23 protein-coding genes are annotated in these 22933 nt (G+C 65.4%); 9 read left to right on the top strand and 14 right to left on the bottom strand.

Annotated features, from left to right (window positions below):
• Window positions 1–58: 58 nt before the first annotated feature.
• Window positions 59–511 (top strand): GNAT family N-acetyltransferase, encoded by a 453-nt coding sequence (locus BM382_RS06290; RefSeq protein WP_072442339.1) that lies wholly within the window; start codon window positions 59–61, stop codon window positions 509–511.
• Between the two features lie 6 nt (window positions 512–517).
• Window positions 518–1369, top strand: coding sequence for a helix-turn-helix domain-containing protein (locus BM382_RS06285; RefSeq protein WP_072442337.1), 852 nt, complete (start codon window positions 518–520; stop codon window positions 1367–1369).
• On the opposite strand, the gene BM382_RS06280 is transcribed toward BM382_RS06285, so the two are convergent.
• Both BM382_RS06280 and BM382_RS06275 read right to left on the bottom strand, forming a co-directional pair.
• Window positions 1366–2106, bottom strand: a complete 741-nt coding sequence (locus BM382_RS06280; protein ID WP_170866306.1) for a TetR/AcrR family transcriptional regulator — start codon at window positions 2104–2106, stop codon at window positions 1366–1368. The genes BM382_RS06285 and BM382_RS06280 overlap by 4 nt on opposite strands.
• A 153-nt stretch (window positions 2107–2259) precedes the next feature.
• Window positions 2260–2634: a DUF2784 domain-containing protein gene (locus BM382_RS06275; RefSeq protein WP_011060745.1), complete on the bottom strand. Its 375-nt coding sequence runs from the start codon at window positions 2632–2634 to the stop codon at window positions 2260–2262.
• Between the two features lie 205 nt (window positions 2635–2839).
• On the opposite strand from BM382_RS06275, the gene BM382_RS06270 reads away from it, so the two are divergent.
• The gene (locus tag BM382_RS06270; RefSeq protein ID WP_239690398.1) at window positions 2840–3868 is read left to right on the top strand and encodes a hypothetical protein; all 1029 of its coding nucleotides are present in this window, start codon (window positions 2840–2842) and stop codon (window positions 3866–3868) included.
• Between the two features lie 15 nt (window positions 3869–3883).
• Here the strand turns inward: BM382_RS06270 and BM382_RS06265 are convergent, their stop codons facing one another.
• The 4 genes from BM382_RS06265 to BM382_RS06250 all read right to left on the bottom strand — a co-directional run bounded on the left by BM382_RS06265 (window position 3884) and on the right by BM382_RS06250 (window position 9073).
• Window positions 3884–5647, bottom strand: coding sequence for an FAD-dependent oxidoreductase (locus tag BM382_RS06265; RefSeq protein ID WP_072442333.1), 1764 nt, complete (start codon window positions 5645–5647; stop codon window positions 3884–3886).
• Window positions 5648–6007: 360 nt separating this feature from the next.
• On the bottom strand, window positions 6008–7381 hold the full coding sequence (ppnN, locus tag BM382_RS06260) for a nucleotide 5'-monophosphate nucleosidase PpnN (protein WP_011060748.1): 1374 nt from the start codon (window positions 7379–7381) through the stop codon (window positions 6008–6010).
• 225 nt (window positions 7382–7606) lie between these two features.
• A complete protein-coding gene (locus BM382_RS06255; protein ID WP_072442332.1) occupies window positions 7607–8272 on the bottom strand; it encodes a suppressor of fused domain protein in 666 nt (221 codons plus the stop codon).
• A gap of 51 nt (window positions 8273–8323) precedes the next feature.
• A complete protein-coding gene (locus BM382_RS06250) occupies window positions 8324–9073 on the bottom strand; it encodes an SIR2 family NAD-dependent protein deacylase (RefSeq protein WP_053157806.1) in 750 nt (249 codons plus the stop codon).
• Window positions 9074–9255: 182 nt separating this feature from the next.
• Here BM382_RS06250 and BM382_RS06245 point away from each other — a divergent pair, with 182 nt between their 5' ends.
• On the top strand, window positions 9256–9660 hold the full coding sequence (locus BM382_RS06245; RefSeq protein WP_072442330.1) for a response regulator: 405 nt from the start codon (window positions 9256–9258) through the stop codon (window positions 9658–9660).
• A gap of 33 nt (window positions 9661–9693) precedes the next feature.
• Here the strand turns inward: BM382_RS06245 and BM382_RS06240 are convergent, their stop codons facing one another.
• Window positions 9694–10563 (bottom strand): isocitrate lyase/PEP mutase family protein, encoded by an 870-nt coding sequence (locus BM382_RS06240; protein ID WP_011060752.1) that lies wholly within the window; start codon window positions 10561–10563, stop codon window positions 9694–9696.
• 437 nt (window positions 10564–11000) lie between these two features.
• Here BM382_RS06240 and BM382_RS06235 point away from each other — a divergent pair, with 437 nt between their 5' ends.
• On the top strand, window positions 11001–12128 hold the full coding sequence (locus BM382_RS06235; protein ID WP_011060753.1) for a saccharopine dehydrogenase family protein: 1128 nt from the start codon (window positions 11001–11003) through the stop codon (window positions 12126–12128).
• A gap of 7 nt (window positions 12129–12135) precedes the next feature.
• Here the strand turns inward: BM382_RS06235 and BM382_RS06230 are convergent, their stop codons facing one another.
• From BM382_RS06230 to BM382_RS06220, 3 genes are all read right to left on the bottom strand, one after another.
• Window positions 12136–13461, bottom strand: coding sequence for a YncE family protein (locus BM382_RS06230; RefSeq protein ID WP_072442327.1), 1326 nt, complete (start codon window positions 13459–13461; stop codon window positions 12136–12138).
• Between the two features lie 117 nt (window positions 13462–13578).
• Window positions 13579–14526 (bottom strand): sensor domain-containing diguanylate cyclase, encoded by a 948-nt coding sequence (locus BM382_RS06225; RefSeq protein WP_011060755.1) that lies wholly within the window; start codon window positions 14524–14526, stop codon window positions 13579–13581.
• 3 nt (window positions 14527–14529) lie between these two features.
• A complete protein-coding gene (locus tag BM382_RS06220; RefSeq protein WP_072442325.1) occupies window positions 14530–15519 on the bottom strand; it encodes a response regulator in 990 nt (329 codons plus the stop codon).
• A gap of 786 nt (window positions 15520–16305) precedes the next feature.
• Here BM382_RS06220 and BM382_RS06215 point away from each other — a divergent pair.
• Window positions 16306–16842, top strand: a complete 537-nt coding sequence (locus BM382_RS06215) for a DUF4174 domain-containing protein (protein WP_011060757.1) — start codon at window positions 16306–16308, stop codon at window positions 16840–16842.
• A 75-nt stretch (window positions 16843–16917) separates the two neighbouring features.
• Here the strand turns inward: BM382_RS06215 and BM382_RS06210 are convergent, their stop codons facing one another.
• A complete protein-coding gene (locus tag BM382_RS06210) occupies window positions 16918–18093 on the bottom strand; it encodes an aspartate aminotransferase family protein (protein WP_072442323.1) in 1176 nt (391 codons plus the stop codon).
• 100 nt (window positions 18094–18193) lie between these two features.
• On the opposite strand from BM382_RS06210, the gene BM382_RS06205 reads away from it, so the two are divergent.
• Window positions 18194–19141, top strand: a complete 948-nt coding sequence (locus BM382_RS06205) for a LysR family transcriptional regulator (protein ID WP_019094420.1) — start codon at window positions 18194–18196, stop codon at window positions 19139–19141.
• Here BM382_RS06205 and BM382_RS06200 read toward each other — a convergent pair.
• Genes BM382_RS06200 through BM382_RS06190 form a run of 3 tightly spaced genes read right to left on the bottom strand, consistent with a single transcriptional unit; the run spans window position 19093 to window position 20862 of the window.
• Entirely contained in the window at window positions 19093–19599 is a 507-nt protein-coding gene (locus BM382_RS06200; RefSeq protein WP_019094419.1) for an NUDIX hydrolase, read from the bottom strand. The genes BM382_RS06205 and BM382_RS06200 overlap by 49 nt on opposite strands.
• An 8-nt stretch (window positions 19600–19607) precedes the next feature.
• On the bottom strand, window positions 19608–20315 hold the full coding sequence (locus BM382_RS06195) for an NUDIX hydrolase (RefSeq protein ID WP_011060761.1): 708 nt from the start codon (window positions 20313–20315) through the stop codon (window positions 19608–19610).
• Window position 20316: 1 nt separating this feature from the next.
• A complete protein-coding gene (locus BM382_RS06190; RefSeq protein ID WP_019094417.1) occupies window positions 20317–20862 on the bottom strand; it encodes an adenylyltransferase/cytidyltransferase family protein in 546 nt (181 codons plus the stop codon).
• Window positions 20863–21046: 184 nt separating this feature from the next.
• Between BM382_RS06190 and BM382_RS06185 the strand changes: the two genes are divergently transcribed.
• A complete protein-coding gene (locus BM382_RS06185; RefSeq protein ID WP_019094416.1) occupies window positions 21047–21694 on the top strand; it encodes a nicotinamidase in 648 nt (215 codons plus the stop codon).
• A gap of 9 nt (window positions 21695–21703) precedes the next feature.
• Entirely contained in the window at window positions 21704–22933 is a 1230-nt protein-coding gene (gene pncB / locus BM382_RS06180; RefSeq protein WP_011060764.1) for a nicotinate phosphoribosyltransferase, read from the top strand.

Below are 22933 nucleotides of genomic sequence, written 5' to 3'. Positions count from 1 at the left end.
GGCGCTTCAGGCTGTCAGCTGGGGCGGTGCGACTTTCACTTTCAAGGATTGAACAGCGATGACTTCCAACCAGCAGGCTCCCGGCGCAGGCCGGGTGATCCGCGTGGCCGGGCCCGATGATGTGCCGGCCATGCTCGAGTGCGACACCTATGCCCGGGCCCACGCCAGCCGGGGCGATGCCGTACGCGTGGCGGTGGGCCGTGGCCAGGGTTGGGTGGAGGTGGCGGCCGGCCGGGTCGCCGGCTACCTGCTGCTGAACCATGACTTCTTCGACCATGGCTTCGTGTCTCTGGTGGTGGTGGCTCCGGGGCAGCAACGCCAGGGCGTGGCCCGGCGCTTGCTCGGCGCCGCCGAGCGGGCCTGTCGCACGCCCCGGCTGTTCATCTCCACCAACCAGTCGAACCTGGCGGCCCGGGGCCTGATTGCCAAGGCCGGTTTCCAGCCCAGTGGGGTGATCGAGAACCTCGACGAGCAGGACCCCGAGCTGATCTTCTGCAAGCGTGTGGGCTGAGCCGGGATGCCTGTGCCCGACAGCGGTCGCGCCGCCATGCCCTGCACCCTTGAAGCTCCCCGCGCCGGGCCCTTGCCGGTGGGCGCACAGTTGCGCCAGCTACGGCGCCAGGCGCGCTTGAGCCAGTTGGACCTGGCGTTGCAGGCGGGGATTTCCCAGCGCCACCTGAGCTGCGTCGAGACCGGCCGCGCCCAGCCCAGCCCGGCCTTGCTGGATGCGCTGCTGACCACCCTGGACACCCCCTTGCCCCAGCGCAATCGGGTGTTCCTCGCCGCGGGCTATGCGCCGCGCTACGCCGCCTTGCCCCTGGCCGACCCCGGCCTGGCGCCGGTGCGCGCAGCGCTGATGCACCTGCTCAAGGCCAACAACCCGGCGCCAGCGATCGTCATCGACAGTGGCTGGCAAGTGCTGGCGGCCAATCAGGCTACCGCGGCGCTGTTCCAACTGCTGGGGTTGTCGCAACACGCCATGGAACAGGGCTTCAACCTGTTGACGGCCCTGCTGGAGCCCGGTGGTTTCGGTGACTGCCTGATCAATGCCGAGGAGGTGCGCCAGGTGGCCTGGCAGCGGGCCTCCCGAGAGGCCATGGGCGACCCCGGCTTGGCGGCGCTACTGGCCGGCCTGCCGTTCCCCGGAGAGTCGCCGGCGACCCCGAGCCCGGCCGAGCCGTTGCTGCTGACCCGGGTGCGCGGGCCCGGGGGCGAGCTGCGTTTTCTGTCCACCTTCACCACCTTCGGCATGCCCCAGGACATTACCGTGGCGTCGCTGCGCATCGAACACCTGATTCCCGCTGACGAGCCGACCTGGCAGGCCCTGACCCTGGCTTGCGAACGCGTGGGCGAACTCGAACCGGGTTAGATCGCCAGGGCCCGGGCCGGCAGCCCCTGGGCGCTCGCCAGCGCCGGCAGTGCCCCGGCCAGCACCATGCGGGTCAGGGTGGCCGCGACGCTCTGGAAGTCCCTGCTGGAGGGCTGGGCTACGCCGCTCATCAGGGCGATCTGCCAGCCCAGGGTGGGGTAGGTCTGGGTCGCCGCTCCTATGAACAGCAGCAGGTGCTCCGGGGCAATGGCGCGGATCAGGCCACGTTCGGCCCAATTGCGCAGGCAAGCGATTTCACTGCGGTTCTGCGCCTCCAGGCTTTCACGCCAGGCCTCTGGCAACTGCTGCGCGCCGTGCAGCAACTCGCTGCAGAGAATCTTCGAACGCAGGGGGAAATCCTCGACGATCTGCATCCGCGCCTCGATGTAGGCCTGCAACGCCTGCGCCGGATCGGCCTCCGGGTGCAGCAGCCGCGACGCCTGGTGCAAGGGTTCCAGCAGGGGCTGCAGGACTTCGGCGTAGAGGTTTTCCTTGGTGTGGAAGTAGTAGTACAGGTTGGCCTTGGGCACCCCGGCGCGCAGCGCGATATCCAGGGTCTGGCAGGCACTGAAGCCCTTGGCGGCGAACTCGTTGCGGGCGGCATCGAGGATCAGTTGCCGATGCCGCAGGCGCGAGCGGCGTTCCTGGCGGGCTGGCGCTGGCACCCGGGGCGCTGCCGAGTCGGCCTCAAGCGCCTGCGAGGGCAGGCAAAACGGGGTGGATGAGGGGCAGTGCATGGGCAAATCTCGGGGGGTGTGAAATCGCAATATACAAAAGTATATAGCGAAACACCTGCCTCAGGCGTCGGCGCTGCTGTCTCGGCTGTTTCATAGAGGGGCGAACAGAGGAGGCAAGGCCGGAACGGTGCGCCGTTCCGGCTGGCGGCAGGCTCAGGCGCGGCGCTTGCGCAGCCAGCGTCGGGCCAGGTAGCCGTAGACCCAGAGGTTGATCAGCAGCACCAGGCTGCCCAGCCACAGCTGAATGCCCGGGGTCAGCCCGGCGGGGTAGATCAGCGGGATCAGGTAATGCTCGATGAAGCCGGCGCCGTAGCCGTCCTGGCCGGCGGCGTGGCGCAGCAGGTTTTCCCAGCGGGTCAGCGGGCACTCCAGGTGCAGCACTTCCACTGCCACGCCCCAGGCCGCGGCGGGCAGGTGCAGCAGCATCAGCCGCGGGTGGCGCAGCACCAGCAGGCCGCCCAGCAGCACGAAGACGATAAAGGACAGGTGAAACAGCACCAGGCTGTCGGCGGCAATACGGTAGAGCATGGGGGTTCCTTGTAGGGGGCAAATCCGTGGCGCAGGCGCCGGGGCGCAATATACCGAGGGCCGGTGGGCGGTGGCAGTGTTTCTTCGTGGTGCAGGAAAAAAGCCCGGCTCGCAATCGATCGGGCCCGCCTTTGCGCTACCTATACTGCTGGAGCGCCAGGGCGACCTGTCGAGCCTGGCGCGGCCTTTGCGGGAGGTACATGCCTTGCGGCCAACGATGCTCTGCTGCCGCCACGGGGTCCTGGTGCTGATGCTGGTGCTCGCCGGCTGCGCCCATCGGGTTCCCGAGCCGGTGGCCGCGATGCCGGTCAGCCCGGCCACCTGGCGCCAGGTCAACCATGAACTGCTGGAAGCCTCCCGCAGCGCCACTGAACAGGCCGAGGTCTATGCCCAGGGCTCCATGGAGCACTGGCGGGCCCGGGTCTACCAGCAGACCGAGGAAAACTTCATTCCCTGGTTCAGCGGCTACTGGACCCAGGAATGGCTGTCGCTCAAGGTCGGCTGGTATTCCCTGAACGATAAAGGCGACGCCGGGCAAGCTTCCCGGCGCCTGGCGGCCTACTTGCAGGAACAGTACCAGGAACGGGTGCTGGCACCGGTGGCGCTGGAAGTCGATGCCGATGCGATCACCGGCGAGGCCATGGAGTTCTATGTGCAGTTGCTGCGCCAGCAACTGGCGCAGATCCGCAGCCGTTACCCACTGCCGGCACCGCAACTGGAACTCCATCTGGACCAGGTGCTGGCCATCGACCTGGGGCCGGCCCCCGAGCAGCGCGCCTCCTTGAACCAGTTGATACGGGCCGAGCCCATTGCCCGCTTGCCCGCCTATGGGCCCTTGCTGCAGCAGATCCATGGCACCCCGACCGGCGAACAGGGAGCGCCGGCCCCGGGGGTGTCCCAGGTGGCGCAGGTGACCAGTGACAAGCTCCAGGCCCAGTTCGCCAGCCGCAGTGTGGCCGGTGCGGTGGCGGCGGCGGTGGGGCGGGTGGCCGGCGCGCTGATTTCGGTGGGAGTGGCCGGGGTCCGGGCGCTGGTCCAGGACCATGACCGGGAAGACCTGCAGGCCCAGACCCGACGGGACCTGGGCGCAGCCTTCGATCAGGCCTGGGCCAGGCAGTTGCATGACCCCGAGCATGGGGTCATGGCCGGGGTGTATTACCTCGGCCAGCAGCTCGAACGCCAGCTGCAGGCGCCGCTGGTCAATGAGGACGCCGGCGATGGCCGGGGCCCCTGAGCCCGTCCTGGCGGCTCAGCCCCGGGTGGCCTCGGCACCAGGATCCAGCGGCACTTCGTAGTCACTGACCCCGGCCGCATGGCGCCCGGCGATGTAGCCGAAGGTCATGGCCGGCCCCAGGTTGATACCGCCGGAGGGATAAAAGCCGCCCATCACGCTGGCCATGTCGGTGCCTGCGGCATACAGCCCGGGGATCGCCGTGCCGTGCGAATCCAGCACCTGGGCCTGGGCGTTGGTCTTGAGCCCGGCAAAGGTGCCGAAGCTGCCGGGCAGCACTTTCACCGCGTAGAAAGGCCCCTGTTCGATGGGCGCCACGCAGGGGTTGGGCCCGGGATACAGGGCGTCGCCCTGCTTGCGATTGTAGGGCGTCGAGCCGCGGCCGAACTCGGGGTCCTGGCCGTTGCGGGCATGCTGGTTGAATGCCTGCACCGTGGCCGCAAGGCCCTGGGGGTCGATGCCGCACTGGCTGGCCAGGGCCTGGATGGAGTCGGCCCGTACCAGGTAGCCGCTGCGCACCAGCGGCCCCACCGGCAGGGGGAAGGGCCGGGCATAACCCAGGCCGTAACGGCGCTGGAAGCGGTGGTCGCAGATCAGCCAGGACGCCACTTCCTCGCCCGCGGGAACCGCCTCCAGCATGGCCGCGGTGTAGTCGTAGTAGCCGTCCGCCTCGTTGACGAAACGCTTGCCGTTGGCCAGCACGCCGATCAGCCCGGGTTTGGCCCGGTCGATGATGTGGGGAAAGTGGCCGATGCTGCCGTCGGCATGCCGCACCCGAGAGACGGGGGCCCAGGCTACCGGGCTGGCAAGGTCCGTGGCCAGCACGGCACCGGCCTGTTCGCCGAGGCGGATGCCGTCGCCGCAGCAACTGCGCGGCGGCAGGGCCAGGTGCTCGTCCGGCCCCGGGGCGCGGGGAAACAACGCCTGGCGGCGGGGCAGGTCATTGGCGAAGCCGCCGGCGGCCAGCAGCACTCCACGCCGGGTGCGGATTTCCCGCGGCCCCTCAGGCGTGTCCACCAGGGCGCCCTGCACGCCCTGGCTATTGCGCAGCAGCGAGCGGGCCGGGGTGGACTCCAGCAGGTTGACCCCCAGGTCCTCGGCGGACTTGCCCAGCCGGCCGATCAGCGCCACGCCGTTGACCAGGTGCATGGCCCGGCCGTGTAGCGCCAGGTCCCGCAGGTGGCGGGCAAAGCGCCCGGCCACATGCAGCAGCGACCTGAAGGAACGGGTCATGCTGAGAAAGGCCCCCAGGTCGGCCCCGGCCATGATCGGCATGCCCAGGAACGAGGTTTCCCGCAGGGTCTTGCGCAGCCGTTTGAGCAGTGGGCCGATGGCCCGGGCGTCATACGGCGCGGCGATCACCTGATGGCCCTCGATCCCGGCCCCGGGCACCTGGCCGTGGATATCCGGGATGCCATTGCCGTCGACGAATTGCAGGGCCGTGTGTTGTTCGAAGAAGGCCACCATCTGCGGCCCGTTATCCAGAAAGGCGTCGATGCGTGCGGCATCGTAGCGCTCCCCCAGCTCATGCTTGAGGTAGGTGCGCGGTTGCTGCGGGTTTTCATGGATGCCGGCGCGGCGTGCCAGGGGATTGCCCGGCACCCACATCCAGCCGCCGGACCAGGCGCTGGCACCGCCAAAAGTGGAATCCTTTTCCACAACTATCACCTTCAAGCCATGCCACGCGGCGGTCACCGCACAGGCCAGGCCGGCGGCGCCGGAGCCGATCACCAACAAATCACAATCCAGGGGCGGGAGGGTTGCAGCGGGAACGTCGCTCACAATGACAGGGCCTTTTTTGAACTATGATAAAAAATGGAATTGAGTTCCATTAAGTTGAAAAACTATTCCACACTGCCTGGGAAGCTGTCAAACCGCGAGGAGGACCAGGCAGGCTCATTGGCGCAGGGGAGCAGAAGGCGCTTTTAGCTACGGGGGCACCTTCTGGAGGGGCTGGCGGAAGGGCAGGAAGGCGATGTCGCTCAGGTGGGAAAGTCAGAGTGGCCAGCAGGCCTCTTTGTGCTGCTCAAGGACGCAAGGCCGCTGCACAGAGGCGCTTGCGCTGCGGGTGGATGCCGGGCAAAAAAAACGCCGCGTTCCCAGGCAGGGAACGCGGCGTTGTTCAAGGCGGCAGGGCAGGGCTCAGTTGACCACGCGGTAGCACGGTACGTAGGCGGCGCCGCCGGGCAGCTTCATGCGGTGCTGCTCGACGAAGGCTTTGAGCAGCTGGTCCAGGGGCTGCATGATCGCCGGGTCGCCGTGGATGCTGTACGGGCCTTTCTGCTCGATCAGGCGAATGCCCTGGTCCTTGACGTTGCCGGCGACGATGCCGGAGAACGCACGACGCAGGTTGGCCGCCAGTTCGTGGGGCGCCAGGGCATGGCTCAGTTGCAGGTTGGCCATGTTCTCGTGGGTCGGATCGAAGGGACGTTGCAGGCTCTCGTCGATCTTCAGCAGCCAGTTGAAGTGGAAGGCGTCGTTGCGTTCGCGGCGGAACTGCTTGACGGTCTTGAGCCCCTCGGTCATCTGCCGCGCCACTTCCGGCGGGTTGTCGATGATGATCTGGTAGTGCTGGCGCGCCGCTTCGCCCAGGGTTGCCAGGACGAAGGCGTTGAGCTGCTCCAGGTAGGGCGCCGCGCTCTTGGGGCCGGTGAGGATCACCGGGAAGGGCAGGTCGCGGTTGTCCGGGTGCATCAGGATGCCCAGCAGGTAGAGGAACTCCTCCGCGGTGCCGGCGCCGCCGGGGAAGATGATGATGCCGTGGCCGACGCGCACGAAGGCTTCCAGGCGCTTCTCGATGTCCGGCAGGATCACCAGCTCGTTGACGATGGGGTTCGGCGCCTCGGCGGCGATGATCCCCGGCTCGGTCAGGCCCAGGTAGCGGCCGCCGCTCATGCGCTGTTTGGCGTGGGCGATGGTGGCGCCCTTCATCGGGCCCTTCATCACGCCCGGGCCGCAGCCGGTGCAGATGTCCAGCTTGCGCAGGCCCAGCTCGTGGCCGACCTTCTTGGTGTATTTGTATTCCTCGGTATTGATCGAGTGGCCACCCCAGCACACCACCATCTTGGGCTCCACGCCGGGGCGCAGGGTGCGGGCGTTGCGCAGCAGGTGGAAGACGTAGTCGGTGATGCCCTGGGAGCTGTCCAGGTCAATGCGCTGGCTGTCCAGTTCGTTCTCGGTGTAGACGATGTCGCGCAGGGCGCTGAAGAGCATTTCCCGGGTGCTGGCGATCATCTCGCCATCAACGAAGGCATCGGCCGGCGCGTTCAGCAGTTCCAGGCGTACGCCGCGATCCTGTTGGTGAATGCGCACTTCGAAATCGTGGTAGGCGTCGAGGATGGTCTTGGCGTTGTCGACGTGGGCGCCAGTATTGAGGATGGCCAGGGCGCACTGGCGGAACAGGGTATAGATGCTGCCGGAACCGGCGGCGCTGAGCTGTTGCACTTCACGTTGCGAGAGGGTCTCCAGGCTGCCTTTCGGGCTCACCGAAGCATTGATCACTTGTCTTTGCGGCATTCATCCATTTCCTGAAAGCGTCGCCACCGCACCATGCGCGGCCAGTGGCGAAAAAATAGCGGGGCAGTGAACAGAGCCACCGGTACGGGGCTTGGTTTCCAGCGGCAGGGCAAGAAAGCAAACGTCGTCGCGAGATTGTTCGCTGCTTGAATCTACCTCATGCGGGCCCGCCGTGGCGGGAAAAATGACGATCCGCCCTGGTCGTGGCGGATTTTTCACCGGCCTTCAGCACAGGCTGGCTCGGGTCGGGTCCAGCACCGGCGCTGCCCCGGCCAGGGCCAGGCGCTCCATCAGGGCCGGGTAGCCCTCGGCCTGGCCCCAGGCGTGTTCGGCCAGGGTCAGGCCGATGATCTGCAGAAATCCGAAGCGCCCGCTCAGCAATTGCCGGGGGCCGGCAAAACCCGGCGCGGGGATGAACAGCAGTGCCTGCAACAGGCTGTCGCCGCCATTGATCGGCTCGCCGGTACGCATGCGGTCCCATTCGCCCAACGGCGGCTGCTCGCCAAAACGGCCGGCGGCCAGCAGCAATTGGTAGGCGCAGAAATTGCGTAACAGGCGCAGGGCCCAGGGTGACTGTTCGCGGGTTTCCAGCAGCAGTTCGTGGCCCATGCCGGATTCGCCATCGGCATCGGGCCGGGCATCTTCCCAGGCATTGGACAGGCCCGAAGTGACGTATAGCCAACTGCTGCGCCTGGCATTGGGCGGTGATTCGAAGACCCCGTGGGTGAGCCAGCGCGGATCGACGTCGTGCTGGCCAAAGACCTGGCTGAACAGCGCCATGTCCAGGGGATAGATGCCCGGGCCCAGTGCGCCGAACAGCGTCGGGTAGATCTGTTCTTCACGTTGCGCCCAGGCGGCTTCGAGCCATGAAGGGTCGGGGGATTGCGGCATGTGAAAGCGTCCTTGAACAGAAGCGGCGGCCCGGCTTGAGCCGCCAGGGAATCAGGCAAAGGCCTGGCGCAATAGTTCCGGCAGCAACTGCCCGGCCTTGCCCTCCAGGCTGTATTCCTCGGCGCCGGTGCAAGCCTGGGGCTGGGGATTGATATGCACCACGCAGGCGCCGTGCTGCAGCGCCAGTTGGGGAATTCGCGCCGCCGGCTGGACCAGCCCGGAGGTGCCCACCGACAGCAGCAGGTCGCATTCTTCGGCGGCGTTGAAGGCGGCCTTGAGGGTTGCCTGGGGCAGGGGTTCGCCGAACCACACCACCCCGGGGCGGATCTTGCCGTTGCAACCGGTGCAGCGCGGCGGCTCCAGGCTGGCGCCCTGTTCCGGCAAGTCCGGCAAGGGCAGTTGGCCCTTGAACGGGCGGTTGCAGGCAAAGCACTTGGGGGTGTGCAGGCTGCCGTGCAAGTGCAGCACCGAGGGGCTGCCGGCGCGTTCGTGCAGGTCGTCGACGTTCTGGGTGATCAGGGTCAGGCGCGGCACCCGCCGGGCCAGTTCGGCCAGGGCCAGATGGGCTGGATTGGGCTGGGCCTGGAGCACTTTCTGGCGTCGCCATTCATACCAGCCCCAGACCAGCGCCGGGTCTTCGCGAAAGGCTTGCACGGTGGCCAGGCGCGCCGGATCGAAGTGTTCCCACAGGCCGGTCAGGGCGTCACGAAAGGTCGGGATGCCGCTTTCCGCCGAGACCCCGGCACCGCTGAATACCACCACATGCCGGGCCAGGGCCAGGCGCTTGGGATCGAACTGCATGGTTGAAGATGTTCCTGCCGTGGGTGAAAGAACGGGGCGCCCGCTTCCGCGTGCGGATCGGACCGGTACTAAAAACGCGCCGGCCTTGCAGCGTAAATGAATTTATCGTCAAGGCGCCGCTCATAACTCTTGTCAGCGGTCCTGTGTGTAGCCGCCTCAATCCGTCAGGGAGTGTCACCCTCATGAACCCAGCCACGCCAGTCAATCCCGGCGCTCAATCCCGTTTGATCCTGGTGGTGGAGGATGAGCCGACGGTGCTGGAGTTTCTCTGCGAGATCCTGCAGGACGAAGGGTTTGCCACCCATGCGATGGACAGCGCGGATCGGGCCTGGGAATTCCTGCAGGAACAGGCCGCGGACGTGGCCCTGCTGCTGACCGATATCACCATGCCCGGCACCCTCAATGGCGCGAGCCTGAGCAATTTGTGCGGCGAGCGCTGGCCGCAGTTGCCGATCGTGGTCATGTCGGGTTTCGAGACCCCCGAGAGTTCCGGGGTGCGTTATCCGGTGTCCTTCATCCGCAAGCCCTGGACCATCGGGCAGATCCTCGACTGCGTGGAAGGCGCGCTGAAATCGGCCCAGGGTTGAGGCGTGGCGCCTCACCCCGGCCAATCGCCGGTGTTACTCCTTGACGCTCATGAACTCCTTGGCCCAGACGATGTACTCCTCGGGCTGGGTGTAGGTGTGGGCCAGCTCGGTGGCGCTCAGGTCCGACGCCTGGGTGAAGATCTGCCGCTGCTCGCGCAGGCAGTCGTAGGTGGCCTTGATCGCGGCGAAGTAGGCGGCATGACCGTCCACGGCGATCTTCACGCCCAGCTCGGCCAGGCGCGCATCGTCCCGTAGCGCCGGGTTGCCGTAGGTCACCAGCATCAGCGGCACGCTCAGGTGCTCGGAGATCTGTTCCAGCTGTTCGAAATCACGGATGCCCACCATGCAGATGGCGTCGGCGCCGGCACGCTCGTACTGCTGGGTACGGCTGATGATTTCCTGCACCGGAAGGATGCCGGCGTTGGTCCGGGCGATGATCGCCAGTTCCGGATCAACCCGGGCTTCCAGGGCGGCGCGGATCTTGCCGACGCCTTCGGCCACCGAGATGAGATCGGTGGATTTGCGCCCGAACTGGGCCGGCAGCAGGGTGTCTTCGATGGTCAGCGCGGCAATGCCGGCGCGTTCCAGTTCGACCACGGTGCGCATCACGTTCAGCGCGTTGCCATAGCCGTGGTCGGCGTCGGCGATGACCGGCAACTGCGCCACGCGGCCGATGCGGGTGGCCTGTTCGGCGAATTCACTGAGGGTGATCAGGGCGAAGTCGGGGGCCGCCAGCACTTGCAGCGAAGCCACGGAGCCGCCGAGGATGCCCACTTCGAAACCCAGGTCGGCGGCGATACGGGCAGACATCGGGTCGAATACGGAAGCGGTGTGGTAGCAGGAGTTGGAAGCGATCAGTTCACGGAAACCGCGGCGCAAATCTTGATGGGAAAGCCTGGACATAACAGCTCCGAGATAGGATCGAGAGATCGACCTTGAGGTCGAGTCAAATTTTGCAATCAGTTCCCTTGGCGAGCCGGGGAAAGAGCGGCTCACAGCGAAACGTTAGTTGGGCAGATGAAGATGAAACAAGGTGGGTAGCAAGGCGTCTTTATCCCGTTCGGTTGCGCGAACCGACGGGTTTATTATGCGAGGCCGACATAGCAGGACGAGGCTATCACGCTCCAGGGCCGTAGATGATGAGGATTTTGCATAGCATTATGCCGGACCGGCATTGGCATTTTTTTTCTAACTGAATATTACAAGCACTTGCCAGGGGCGTTTCGGGGGCATGTCGAAGGTGGGCGGGGGCTTGTCGAGCGCTGGCAAATCCACCAAGCTGCCGCGCCTCGAATGGCAGCGTTCACGCTGCGCAACGGCTTAGTTCAAGGATGCAGGCAATGGCGCTCAGGGTGTTGGTGGTGGGTGGTTATGGCAATTTCGGCAGCATCGTCTGCCGCTATCTGATCCATACCCCTGGGGTGCATCTGCTGATTTCGGGGCGCGACCCGCACAAGCTCGCGGCCAAGGTTCAGGCCTTGCAGGCTGAAGGCGGGCAGCCCTGCGAAGGCTGGTGCGGCGATGCCATGGGGCCGCAATGGGTGCCGGCGCTCAAGGCCCTTAAGGTGCACTGGGTGATCCATACCGGCGGGCCGTTCCAGGGCCAGTCCTACGCGGTGGCCCGGGGCTGCATCGAGGCCGGGGTCAACTACTGCGACCTGGCCGACTGTCGCCAGTTCGTGCGCGGCATTGGCACTCTGGATGAGGCCGCCCGGGCCGCCGGGGTGACGCTGCTCAGCGGCTGCAGCTCGGTGCCGACCCTGTCGGCGGCGATGATCGATGAGCACCGTGAGCGTTTTTCCCGCATCGAGCGCATCGAGCACGGCATTTCCTCCTCGGCGAAGATGCCCGGCCTGTCCACCATCCAGGGCGTGCTGGCCTATGCCGGCAAACCCATCCTGCAACTCAAGGACGGCCGGCCGCATCCGGTGATCGGCTGGCAGGGCCTGACCCTGCGCAAGCTGCCCAGGCTGGGCACGCGGCTGGTGGCCAATGTCGATGTGCCGGACCTGGATCTGTTCGCCGAGCGCTACGGTGCCCACACCCTGAGCTTCCAGGCCGGCGCCGGGCTGAAGATCGCCGGGTTGGCCAATGCGCTGCTGGCCCAGGCGGTGAAGCTCGGCCTGGTGCGCGACCCGGCGCCCTGGGCGGCGCGCCTGCATCGCTGCGGCACCTGGTTCGAAGGTTTCGGAGATGGGCTCAGTGCCCTGTACATCGACGTGCACGGCCTGGGCCAGGACGGCCAGCCACTGTCGATGAGCGTGCAGCTCACCGCAACCCATGACCACGGGCCGGAGATTCCCAGCTGCGCGGCGGTGGCGGTGGTGCACAAGCTGCTCGCCGGCCATGTGCCGGCCCCGGGGGCCCGGTCCAGTGCCGGCGAGGTCAGCGTGGAGGAGTACCTGCGGGCGATCGACGATCCGGATCACCTGCAACTGCAAGTGAGTTTCTCGCGCCCGCCGGTTTAACCCCCGGTCACCACAGCAGCGGCTTGGCGAAGTCCTTCCAGAACAGCCAGCGCTGCACTTCGAGGTGCTCGCCGGTGCCGATCTGCCAGTCCGGGCGCCCGGCGTCCAGGTCAAGCTTGACGATGATCCCGGCATAGGTGGCGGCCACCAGGGTCTTGCCATCGGGGCTGATGTCCATGGCGGTGAGGGTCGAGCCGATATAGTGCTGCCAGCGTTCCTCGCCGTTTTCGCTGAAGGCCCGCAGGTAGCCGTAGGCGTCGCCGATGATGAATTCGTCGCCCCGTGACGCCGCGGCATACACCCGGGCACCTTCCTGCAGCACCGGGGTGCGCGCATCGTCACTGTAGAAATCGGTGGACAGCCCTGGCAGGTCGGCCACCGCCACTCCCACGCTGGCACCGCCATAGAAGTGGCAGGCATTGAGCAGCAGGCGATCGCCGCGCTGGTTGAAATGGGCGAAATGCGGGTACTCGCTGGCGGGGCCGATCTGCGCTACCCGTTGCAACCTTGCATCGAACACCAGGTGCGAGCTGCTTTGCTCGCCCACGGCGATCCACTGGCCATCGGGCGACACCGCGCCATGCTCCATGCTCAGGCCGATGCCCAGGTCCTCGGGGGCGACGCCATCGGCCAGCTCTTGCTGCAGGTCTTCCAGGCTCGGCAGCAGGCGCGTGGCGCCCTCGGCCTGCAGGACGAAGATGCCGTCGGAGCTCACCAGCAGTACCCGGCGCCCGTCGGGGAAGGGAATCAGGCTGCTGGGGCAGCAGCGCCCGGTGTCTTCAAGCGCCACCCCCGCCGGCAGGTTCGCGTGGGGATCGGGCCAGGCAAAACTTGCCACCTCTGGCCCGTTCCAGCCGTCGGTGAGCTGGATGCCGTCAGCCCGGGCCCAAGCGAAATAGCGCCGCTGGGGGCACATGCCGAAGCCTTCCACCTGCTCCAGGGTCTGGATCCTTGCGTCGTCGATATGCACCACCTCGCCAGCCTCGTAAGGTGCGCCGATGCGCGCCAGCAGGCTGCCGTCCGGCAACAGGGCCAGGGTCGGAATCATCCGTCCCTGGCTTTCCAGGCGTGGCGACAATGGGAAGTGCGCCGGCGGCCACTCCTGGCGGAATGCCTGGCGCCGGGCTGCGTCGTAGGGCTCCTGGTTGCTCGCTTCCAGGGCCGCCTGCCAGTCTGGCAGCAGGTGCTCGGTATCGGGCAAGTGCGGTTCCTTCAAGCCCTTCCAGCCGTCGCGGTTGCCGGTCTCGACATAGCGATTGATGTCGCGGGCATAGGTCAGCACGGCTTGCTGCCATTGCTCTTGCGGGGAGTGGTTCGAATTCGACTGGGACATGCGCGCAGGACTCCTTGTGGCGCTGGGAAAGGCGTAGCAGACCGGGGGATGGACCGGAAAAGCGCGCAGTTTATCCCTCGGGAGCGAGTTTTTTTCAGGTTTTTCCAGTGCTGCCGTTCAAGGCGCGTAGGTACTGACCCGGTTGCGCCCGGCGCGCTTGGAGGCGTACAGCGCCTGGTCGGCCCACTCGATCAGGCAGCGATGATCCCGGGCCGGACGGTCGAGGCAGGCGATGCCCAGGCTGATGGTGAAGGCGATGGCCTGGCCGTTGTGGATCACCTCCTGCTCTTCCACCGACTGGCGCAAGCGCTCGGCCAGGGTGCGGGCCCCGGCAAGGTCGGTGTGGGGCAGGAGAATGGCGAACTCCTCGCCGCCATAGCGCCCGGCCACGTCGCTGTCGCGCACATGCTGGTGGATCAGCTCGGAGACGCGCTTGATCACTGCATCGCCGGCCTGGTGCCCATGGCGGTCGTTGATCGACTTGAAGTGATCGATGTCCAGCATCAGCAGGGCGATGCTGCTGCCGTGGCGGCTGTATTCGAACTGCAGGCGCTGTTCCCAGTGGCCGCGGTTGTAGAGCTGGGTCAGGTGGTCGGTGCGCGACAGGTGCTGCAACTGCTGGTTGGCCTTCTGCAAGGCCAGGCTGTTGATTGCCACGTCGGTCAGGTCGTAGATCACCAGGCAGACGTGGTGGATCTCGCTGTTGGAAGAACGCAGCGGCAGCAGGGTGGTGTTCTGGTACATGAACTCGCCCTGGCCGGTGATCGGCTGGTAGTTGTTGAAATGCACCAGGTACGGCCGCTGCTTCCAGATGGTGAAGGCCGGCGTGCCGAGGGCCACCACGCGCCCCACCTTGCGGGTGAACCAGGGGCGCTCGACCTCGGGGAACAGCTCGAAGAACGACTGGTCGATGGCCTGCTTGGAGGGCACTCCGGAGCGGTTCTCCATGAAGCTGTTCCACACCTGGACCCGGCACTCCAGGTCGAGCACGACGATACCCACGTCGATGCTCTGGACCACCGCCAGCAACCAGTGCAATTCACTGAAATCCATTCTCTTGGGCATGGCTCAACTCATCAGGTAGGCGAGCTTCTGTTCCAGCAAGGCCATGGAGCCTTCGGTGAACAACAGCAACAGGTCGAAGTGGATGTTCTGTTCTTCCAGGCTGTAGCTGATCTCCACCGCCTGGGTCTTTTTCCAGCGCTGCTGGTTGAGCACGATCAGCTCGTCGATGGTGGTGTGTTCCCCCAGTACCTGGGGATGGCCCACGGAAAAGAACACGTCCAGCTGGTCGGCGATGCTGCTCAGGCAGGCGCCGATCAGCACGCTGGAGAGGTCGATCAGCACTTCCATTTCCTGGTAGGGGTCGGTGCCTTGCTCTATCAACTGGGCGATGTCGGCCACTTCGGAGTCGTAGAACATCAGCAAGGCTTCGCCGGCGATGCCGCTGCCGATGTAGCTCTGGCAGATGGCGGTCAGTTGCCGGGCGCGGTTGGCATCGGCCAGCAGCATCTGCAACTCGCCGGCTTCCAGCACATTGACGTGGGGAATCGGCAGGTGCACGAAGACATCCAGGACCTTGGCGATCAGTGCCGCGGCGTAGCCCATGGAAACGTTGACGGTTTCCCGGAAGGCGTCGCGAAAGGTCACCACCGGTGCTGGCGAAGGGGCTGCCAGTGGCTTGGTGTCCGTGCTGTCCAGCAGTTGCAGTTCGTTGAGCAGGGCGCGCAGTTGCTGCGGGTCGAAGGGCTTCTTGAGGAAGGCCCGGGCGCCCAGCTCGCGGGTGCGGCGCACGGCTTCTTCTTGAATGTCGCCAGAGATGACAATGATCTGCGCCTCGATGCCTTCTTCCTGCACCGCACTCAAGACCTGGTAGCCGTCCATCACGGGCATGGTCAGGTCCAGCAGCGCCACCTTGCCCAGCCCGCGGCGCAGGGCTTCCAGGCCTTCGCGCCCGTTGCAGGCCTGGGTCACGGACACCCGCCACTCGCTGGGCAAGGTCCGCAGCACCTGCTTGCGGGCCATGCTCGAGTCATCGCAGATGAGGAGGGGGATCATCGGTATCGGACGCTCATTCGAAAAAACCCGTAAGGGATAGTGTTCGGTAATAGGGCGAGTTGCCGCTTTATAGTTGTGCCGTATCGGGCTGTCCGTGCCGCGCCGCACTATAGTTCCCTCGGCAATAAAAGAACAAGTAGTGATGGCTTCGGTTATTTGCTCCAGATCATTGTCTGCTGCAATTCAAGCAGGCCTGGGCATGTAACTTAGAGTTGTTGCAGGGCAGCAGTTAAAAGGCCGCGGCGGCCCGTGGCGTGGGCTGTGGCAATAAACTGAGAGGCCTCTGTAAGCCTTGATATAGACAGATTTTTCTATCGGGGTAGGAGATTCGCGCCTGTTTTCTGACGTTTGAAAAATGACACTTTAGGCATAAGTTTAAAACTTTCGGAATCTTCTTGTTGATTGTTGCCGGAGGTTCTGCGAGTGGTTCGTTTCAATGGTTGTTAAGAGCGCTGGAGTTGTGTGGGTTGAATGTGTCGTGCAGCGGTTCTTATAAACAACCCAGGGCCGCTGTTGTATTGATTCGAATATTAAAGAGCGGGCGCAAGGCTGTTGGCGCGAGTGCTGCAGGGGCGTAATTGTCGGGCTGCATATGCAACAAAACCTTACCGCGAACCTGGTTGTGCCGACCGCTGGAAGGGCGCGAGCCCCGGTCGTGCGCGGCCTGTGGCAAGCCGAAGACCAGCGCGGCGCCGTGGGCAAAAAAATGTCAGATTTTGAGTCCCGGCCTGGACCTTTTCCCGCAATGCGCAATCATTACTGCGTGGAAAACATAAGGAGAGACGCATGTTCATTCGGTCATTGACCTTCGCTACTCTGCTCGCTGTTGCCGGCCCTGTCCTGGCGGCCGACAACGACGGCCCATTGACCCAGGACCTGGGCAAGTCACGGCCACTGATCGTGATTGCCCCCAGCACCGTGGACCCGACCCTGGTGAGCCTGAAGAAGTCCCTGGAAGAGCCGGCCACCCGTCAAGCCTTCAACGAACGCAACATGGTCCTGTACACGGTGATCAACACCATCGGCCAGCGCGATGGCAAGGACATCGACCCGCAATCCACCATGGCCCTGATCCGCAGCCTCAAGCTGGGCGCCGGGGCGCAGACCAAGGTGATCCTGGTGGGCAAGGACGGCGAGAAGAAGCTGGAGCACTCCGGGGCCATCGAGCTCAAGGAAGTCTTCAGTGCCGTCGACCAGTTGCCGGCGGCGGAGAAACAGGCCGCAGCGCCGGCTCCGGCCCCCGAGCCGGAGGCCAAGCCGGCCAATGCCAAGGCCGGCAAGGCGGCCAAGCCCGCCGCAGCGCCCAAGGCGCTGGACGACTGAAGCCCATGGGCGGAGGCCGGGGCAGGCGCTGACCGCCCCGGTGCCTGCCGACTGCATTGCCCCGCCTCGCCCAGGCTAGAGCGCCTCCAGGGTCTGACGCAGCCCATCGACGATCATCTCCACTTCCTGCCCATCGATCACCAAGGGTGGCAGCAGGCGGATGGTGGTGCCCCGGGTGACATTGATCAGCAGCCCGTGGTCACGGGCGGCGACCTGCACCAGCTCTCGGGCCGGCTGCCGCAGTTCGATACCCACCATCAGCCCCAGCCCACGAATCTCCCGCACCGCCGGATGCGCCGCCAGTTCCTCGCGCAGCCGCCGCAGCAGTTGGGCACCGCGCTGTTCGGCGTTGGCCAGCAACTGCTGGTCCTCGATGACGTCCAGTACGGTGCAGGCCGCGCGGCAGGCCAGGGGGTTGCCGCCGAAAGTGCTGCCGTGGCTGCCCGGAGTAAACAGCTGGGCAGCCTTGCCCCGGGCCAGGCAGGCGCCGATGGGAATGCCGTTGCCCAGGCCCTTGGCCAGGGTCATCACATCCGGCACCACGTCTTCGTGCTGGCAGGCAAACCAGCGCCCGGTGCGGCCGATGCCGCTCTGGATCTCGTCGAGCATCAACAGCCAGTTGCGCCGGGTGCACAGCTCGCGCACGGCCTTGAGGTAGCCGGGTGGGGCCAGCTGGATGCCGCTTTCCCCCTGGATCGGCTCCATCAATACGGCACAGATGCGTGGAGCATGCTCGGCGACGGCCGATTCCAGGGCGGCCAGATCGCCGAAGCGCATCTTGAGAAAACCGCCTGGCAACTGGCCGTAGCCCAGGCGCACTGCCGGGCCGTCGCTGGCGGCCAGGGTGGCCAGGGTCCGGCCATGAAAGGCGTTTTCCATGACCACCACCAGGGGCTGCTCGATGCCTTTGTGCCAGGCGTGCAGGCGTGCCAGCTTGAGGGCGGTCTCGTTGGCCTCGGCCCCGGAATTGTTGAAGAACGCCCGGTCCATGCCGCTCAACCGGGTCAGCTTGGCGGCCAGTTGCTGCTGCCAGTGGATGTCGTAGAGGTTGGAGCTGTGCAGCAGCAGGCCGGCCTGTTCGCTGATGGCGCCGACCAGCCGTGGGTGGCTGTGGCCGATACCGGTCACCGCGACCCCGGCGATGGCGTCCAGGTACTCTCGCCCGGCCTGGTCCCAGAGACGGCTGCCCAGGCCTTTGCAGAAGCTCAGCGCGAGGGGTTGGTAGGTGCTCATCAGGCAGGCGGCGGTCATGGCGGGTAGCTCCATCTTGGGGGTGTGCTATCAGTATCGTTAGCCACCCAGGCTAGATAAACTCGCTATTTCTTTAATCATCTTGAAGTCAGGATTGATAATGGATCTGTTCCAGGCAATGTCGGTGTACGTCAAGGTGGTGGAGGCGGGGAACATGACCGCCGCGGCCCGGGAGTGCGGCATGTCCACCACCATGGTGGGCAATCACCTGCGGGCCCTGGAGCAGCGCCTCGGGGTGCGTCTGCTCAACCGCACGACACGGCGCCAGCGGCTTACCGATTTTGGCCGTGACTACTACCAGCGCTGCCTGGCGGTGCTGGGGCTGGTGGCGGATTCCGAGCGCCTGGCGGAGCAGGCCCAGGGCGAACCCACCGGTACGTTGCGCATCACCGCACCCCTGACCTTCGGCACCGAACGCCTGGCACCAGCGCTGGACGAGTTCCGCCAGCGCTGCCCCCAGGTCAAGGTCGAGCTGACCCTGGCCAACCAGCGCTTCGACCTGACCGATGGCACCTTCGATGTGGCGGTGCGCCTGGGCAACCTGGACAACGCCTCGCTGATTGCCCGGCGCCTGCAGGACTACACCCTGACGATCTGCGCTGCGCCGGAGTATCTGGAACGCTGCGGCACGCCCCAGGTCCCCGAGGACCTGCAGCGGCACAACTGTCTGGCATTCGCCTACCCGGCCGGTGATGAGTGGAGCGCCACCGCCACCCTGTGGCCGTTACGCGGGCCTGAAGGCGATGTGCAGATTCCGGTGTCGGGGTCATTGCTGGCCAACACCTCGTCCGGCTTGCATCGTGCGGCGCGGGGTGGCCTGGGGCTGGTGATGATGCCCGATGCGCTGGTGGAGGAAGACCTGCAGCAGGGCCGGCTGGTGCCGGTGCTGCAGGACTATCAGTTGCCCTTTCGGACGATGCACCTGCTCTATGCCCAGGACCGCTATCGCCTGCCCAAGCTGCGCAGCTTTGTCGACTTTGCCCTGGAGAAATGGGGGCGTCAGGCCGACTCGCTGGCCAGCAGCATCATCGCTGCCGACAGCGTGTGACCATCGGTGATCTGGCCGGCGGCGATCATTGCCAGCAACTCCTGGCGGCTGGCCCACAGCACATGGTCCACTTCGCCATCGGTGGCGGCGGCCTGCTGCTCGGCGATCTGCACCTGGCACACCGCCACGGCGCTGGCGATCAGCGAAGTGTTGCTGTGCAGCAGCCCCAGCTGGCGTACCTCTGAGGCTTGCCAGCCGGTTTCCTCCAGCAGTTCCCGGGCCGCCGCGTCGCAGGCGCTTTCCCCGACATCGATGGCGCCCCGGGGAAACTCGATGGACTGGCCGCCGATGGCCCGGCGCCGCAGGTTGACCAGCATCAGTCGGCCATCGGCCAGGGTCGGCACGGCCACGACGCCGTTCACCGCCTGGGCTTCCTTGATGATGAAGTAGCCGTTCTCACGGACCACCTTGAAGTACGGGGTTTCCAGCAGGCACTGGGTGTCGGGGGTGGAACTCATGGGGGCTATCACTCCAGGAAACAACGATCGAACAAATACAGCTCGGCGGGCTTGAGCTGCTCCACGGTGGCCTGAGGCCGGCCGCCGTCGCCGCTCTTCTTGCGCCCGGTGTCGCGCAGGTAGCCGGCCTCGCTCATCTTCAGCAGGCGCTGGCGGATGCTGGTCTTGAGCACCGGACGCTGCAGCACCAGGGAGAAGATGCTCACCGCCTCGGGGGCGCTGAACTCGTTGCCGAGAAACATCAGCGGCAGGCTGCTGTACAGGGATTTGGAAAACAGCCGCTCGTGCACCTGGGCTACCAGGGCGTTGTGGTCGAAGGGCAGCTTGAAGGCACCGCTGGCCACCTCGCCGAGGGCGAAGAAGCCCTGTTGCGCGGCGGGCTCCACCGGCTCGCTGAGGATCCCCAGGTAGAAGGTCGAGGACGACCAGCAGCGCGGGTCGCGAAAGGCGTCGCCCACCGTGCCCACCTGTTCCAGCCAGGCCAGGGGCATGTCCACCTTGCTCGAACGGCGCAGGCGTTCCACCGCGTCATTCAGGCTGCGGTCTTCGACGTCGCCGTTGACCACGATGCCCGGCAGCGCCCAGTGCCCGGCGAAGGGCTCGGCATCCCGTTGATGGAGGAGGATCTGCAGCTCGCCGCGTTCGCGGTGATAGCGCAGCAGGCACAGGTCGATGGTGTGCAGGTAGGCGCTGGGGAGGGTGGTGCGGTCGTGCATATCAACTTCCGTGGACGGCGTAGAGGCCGTAGTTTAGCGGATTCATTCCCGGAGCCAGCCATTGCCTGGGCGGCGTTTCGCCACGGGCCAGGCATTGGCGCAACACGCTGCTGCGCACCCCGGGCTGCTCTTCGATGCAGAGGACGGAAAAGCGCCGCAGCAGTTCCTCGCCGCGATGGAACCTGGGCAACTGGCGCGCCACGTCTTCGCCCACCACCAGGGCGATGCGTTTGCCGTCCAGGGCCAGGTCGTCGGCCAGGCGTTGCAACAGGGTGAAGCTGTAGACCGGGCCCGGGTCGGCCAGGGCCAGTTGCCGTTCCAGGCGGCTGACCGCCAGCTCGGCGTCGCACTCTGGCTGCAGGTGCGCGGTGATTGTCTGCAACCAGCTGGCGCGCTGCTCGAAGTCGGCCATGCGCTTGCCGTCCGGGTGGCGGAAGCTGGGCACTACCAGTACCCGGCGGGCATGGCGGGCGGCTTCGAGCATCACCTGGGCGTGCCCGGCGTGGGGCGGGTTGAAGGCGCCGCCATAGAGGGCCAGTTCAAACATCTGCTTTTCCTTGTTGGGTACATGACGTGTACCTTAGCATCGCTTTTGTCGGCGGAGAATCTTCTTTTTCAGCTTATTTGTTCGGTTTGATTGAAGTCCGATTGAGAAAAATAAAATCCAAGGAGGGCTTGTCATGAAAGTACATGACATGTACTTTGTGCTCCATGCAGAGGAGAGACCCAGCATGAACAGCCAAACGATGAAGACCGCTTCCTTCGATGTCGATGCGCAAAAGAGCTTCACCCCGCTGTGCCCGGACGAGTTGCCCGTGGCTGAAGGCGACCGCATCGGCGGCGAGCTGAATTTCATGGCGACCCTGGCCAGCCTGCGTATCGGCAGCAAGGACGCCCACAGTCCCCAGGCGCCCTGGGTGGTGACCGGGCACGCCCAGATGCTCCAGCCCACGGGCCTTGAACATGCCGATCTGACCTGGGTCAGCCACTGCGTTCCGGGCACTGAAGGCTTCACCCTTTTGGACGAACTGCCTGCGCCCTATGACTACGACTACTTCGTGTGGAAGGGCGTGGAGCCGGACCTGCACCCCTACGGCGCCTGCTACCACGACTTGCACGGCAAGCTGTCCACCGGGGTCATCGAGTACCTCAAGGGCCAGGGCGTACAGCAAGTCATAGTCGGCGGCCTGGCGTTGGATTTCTGCGTCAAGACCACTGCCCTGCAACTGGCCGCTGCCGGTTTCAAGGTGCTCATCCACCTGCCGGCGTGCCGGGCCATCAGCGCCGAGGGCGCTACCCAGGCCATCGCCGACATGCAACAAGCGGGCATCACGGTTGCCGCGACCCGCGAAGAAACCGCCAGATTGGCCAAGGCTTGAGGAGTCACCATGGAAAGTGCATTTGACCGCAACAACGGCGTGATCCAGAGCCTGCTGGACACCGACTACTACACCTTCACCATGATGCAGGCGGTGTTGCACCAGCACCCCAATGTGGACGTGGAATACCAGTTCATCGTTCGTTCCAGAGAGTCACTGGTGCACCTGATCCCCGAGATCCGCCAGGAGCTGGAAAAGCTTGCCGGCCTGCAGATGCGCGAAGGCGAACAGCGCTTTTTGTTCAACAAGCGCTTTCGTGAATACCTGACCCCTGACTTCGAACAGTTCCTCGGCCTGTTCCGCTTCAACCTGCGCTACATCCACGTGGCGGCGGTCGACGGCCAACTGAGCATCCGCGTCCGCGGCCCGATGCTGCACTGCATCATGTTCGAGCAGCCGGTGCTGGCCATGGTCAGCGAGTTGCGCAACCGCGATAAGTACCCCGAGGTGGAGCTTGAGGATGTCACTCGCCGGCTCTACCAGAAGTTCGAATGGCTGGAGAAAAACGCCAGCCGCGACGAGCTTGCCGAGTTCCGCGTCTCGGATTTCTCTACCCGCCGGCGCCTGTCGTTCAAGGCCCAGCGCGAAGTGGTGAAGATCATGCGCAGCGATTTCCCCGGGGTCTTCGTCGGCACCAGCAATGCGCACCTGGCTTACGAGTTCGACCTGCCACTGATCGGCACCATGGCCCACCAATGGCTGATGGTGCACCAGCAACTGGGGCGGCTGCGCGAGAGCCAGAACGCGGCCCTGGAGAACTGGGTGCACGAGTACCGCGGGCGCCTGGGCATTGCCCTGACCGACTGCATCAGCACCGATTTCTTCCTCAAGGACTTCGACCTGTACTTCGCCAAGCTCTACGACGGCCTGCGCCAGGATTCCGGGGACCCGATCCTCTGGGCCGACAAGGTCCTGGCCCGCTACCGGGAACTGGGCATCGACCCGCGGACCAAGGACCTGATGTTTTCCGATGGCCTGAACTTCGAGAAATGCCTGCCGATCCTGCGCCACGTGCGTGGCCAGGCCCGCTTCGGTTTCGGCATGGGCACCAGCCTGGCCTGCGATGTGGAGGGCGTGGAGCCGCTGAGCATCGTGATGAAGCTGGTGCGGGTGCATGGCGAACCGGTGGTGAAGTTCTCCGACGACCCGATCAAGAACGTCTGCGAAGACCCGTCGTTCCTCCGGTACGCGGCCCAGGTGTTCAACGTCGATCTTGCCCACTCGCCCCTGGAGGCCTGA

The sequence above is a fragment of the Pseudomonas sp. NFPP25 genome, assembly GCF_900116505.1.
GTDB classification, from domain to species: Bacteria; Pseudomonadota; Gammaproteobacteria; order Pseudomonadales; family Pseudomonadaceae; genus Aquipseudomonas; species Aquipseudomonas protegens.
This window is presented reverse-complemented; position numbering and strand designations above follow the sequence as displayed.

Bases quoted from the DNA above. Each gene is read 5' to 3' on its own strand.
- BM382_RS06290 (WP_072442339.1), top strand. From the start codon at position 59: ATGACTTCCAACCAGCAGGCTCCCGGCGCAGGCCGGGTGATCCGCGTG.
- BM382_RS06205 (WP_019094420.1), top strand. From the start codon at position 18,194: ATGGATCTGTTCCAGGCAATGTCGGTGTACGTCAAGGTGGTGGAGGCG.
- BM382_RS06215 (WP_011060757.1), top strand. From the start codon at position 16,306: ATGTTCATTCGGTCATTGACCTTCGCTACTCTGCTCGCTGTTGCCGGC.
- BM382_RS06245 (WP_072442330.1), top strand. From the start codon at position 9,256: ATGAACCCAGCCACGCCAGTCAATCCCGGCGCTCAATCCCGTTTGATC.
- BM382_RS06235 (WP_011060753.1), top strand. From the start codon at position 11,001: ATGGCGCTCAGGGTGTTGGTGGTGGGTGGTTATGGCAATTTCGGCAGC.
- BM382_RS06275 (WP_011060745.1), bottom strand. From the start codon at position 2,634: ATGCTCTACCGTATTGCCGCCGACAGCCTGGTGCTGTTTCACCTGTCC.
- BM382_RS06285 (WP_072442337.1), top strand. From the start codon at position 518: ATGCCTGTGCCCGACAGCGGTCGCGCCGCCATGCCCTGCACCCTTGAA.
- BM382_RS06195 (WP_011060761.1), bottom strand. From the start codon at position 20,315: ATGCACGACCGCACCACCCTCCCCAGCGCCTACCTGCACACCATCGAC.
- BM382_RS06255 (WP_072442332.1), bottom strand. From the start codon at position 8,272: ATGCCGCAATCCCCCGACCCTTCATGGCTCGAAGCCGCCTGGGCGCAA.
- BM382_RS06240 (WP_011060752.1), bottom strand. From the start codon at position 10,563: ATGTCCAGGCTTTCCCATCAAGATTTGCGCCGCGGTTTCCGTGAACTG.
- pncB (WP_011060764.1), top strand. From the start codon at position 21,704: ATGGAAAGTGCATTTGACCGCAACAACGGCGTGATCCAGAGCCTGCTG.
- BM382_RS06200 (WP_019094419.1), bottom strand. From the start codon at position 19,599: ATGAGTTCCACCCCCGACACCCAGTGCCTGCTGGAAACCCCGTACTTC.
- BM382_RS06230 (WP_072442327.1), bottom strand. From the start codon at position 13,461: ATGTCCCAGTCGAATTCGAACCACTCCCCGCAAGAGCAATGGCAGCAA.
- BM382_RS06225 (WP_011060755.1), bottom strand. From the start codon at position 14,526: ATGCCCAAGAGAATGGATTTCAGTGAATTGCACTGGTTGCTGGCGGTG.
- ppnN (WP_011060748.1), bottom strand. From the start codon at position 7,381: ATGCCGCAAAGACAAGTGATCAATGCTTCGGTGAGCCCGAAAGGCAGC.
- BM382_RS06190 (WP_019094417.1), bottom strand. From the start codon at position 20,862: ATGTTTGAACTGGCCCTCTATGGCGGCGCCTTCAACCCGCCCCACGCC.
- BM382_RS06220 (WP_072442325.1), bottom strand. From the start codon at position 15,519: ATGATCCCCCTCCTCATCTGCGATGACTCGAGCATGGCCCGCAAGCAG.
- BM382_RS06185 (WP_019094416.1), top strand. From the start codon at position 21,047: ATGAACAGCCAAACGATGAAGACCGCTTCCTTCGATGTCGATGCGCAA.
- BM382_RS06250 (WP_053157806.1), bottom strand. From the start codon at position 9,073: ATGCAGTTCGATCCCAAGCGCCTGGCCCTGGCCCGGCATGTGGTGGTA.
- BM382_RS06280 (WP_170866306.1), bottom strand. From the start codon at position 2,106: ATGCACTGCCCCTCATCCACCCCGTTTTGCCTGCCCTCGCAGGCGCTT.
- BM382_RS06210 (WP_072442323.1), bottom strand. From the start codon at position 18,093: ATGACCGCCGCCTGCCTGATGAGCACCTACCAACCCCTCGCGCTGAGC.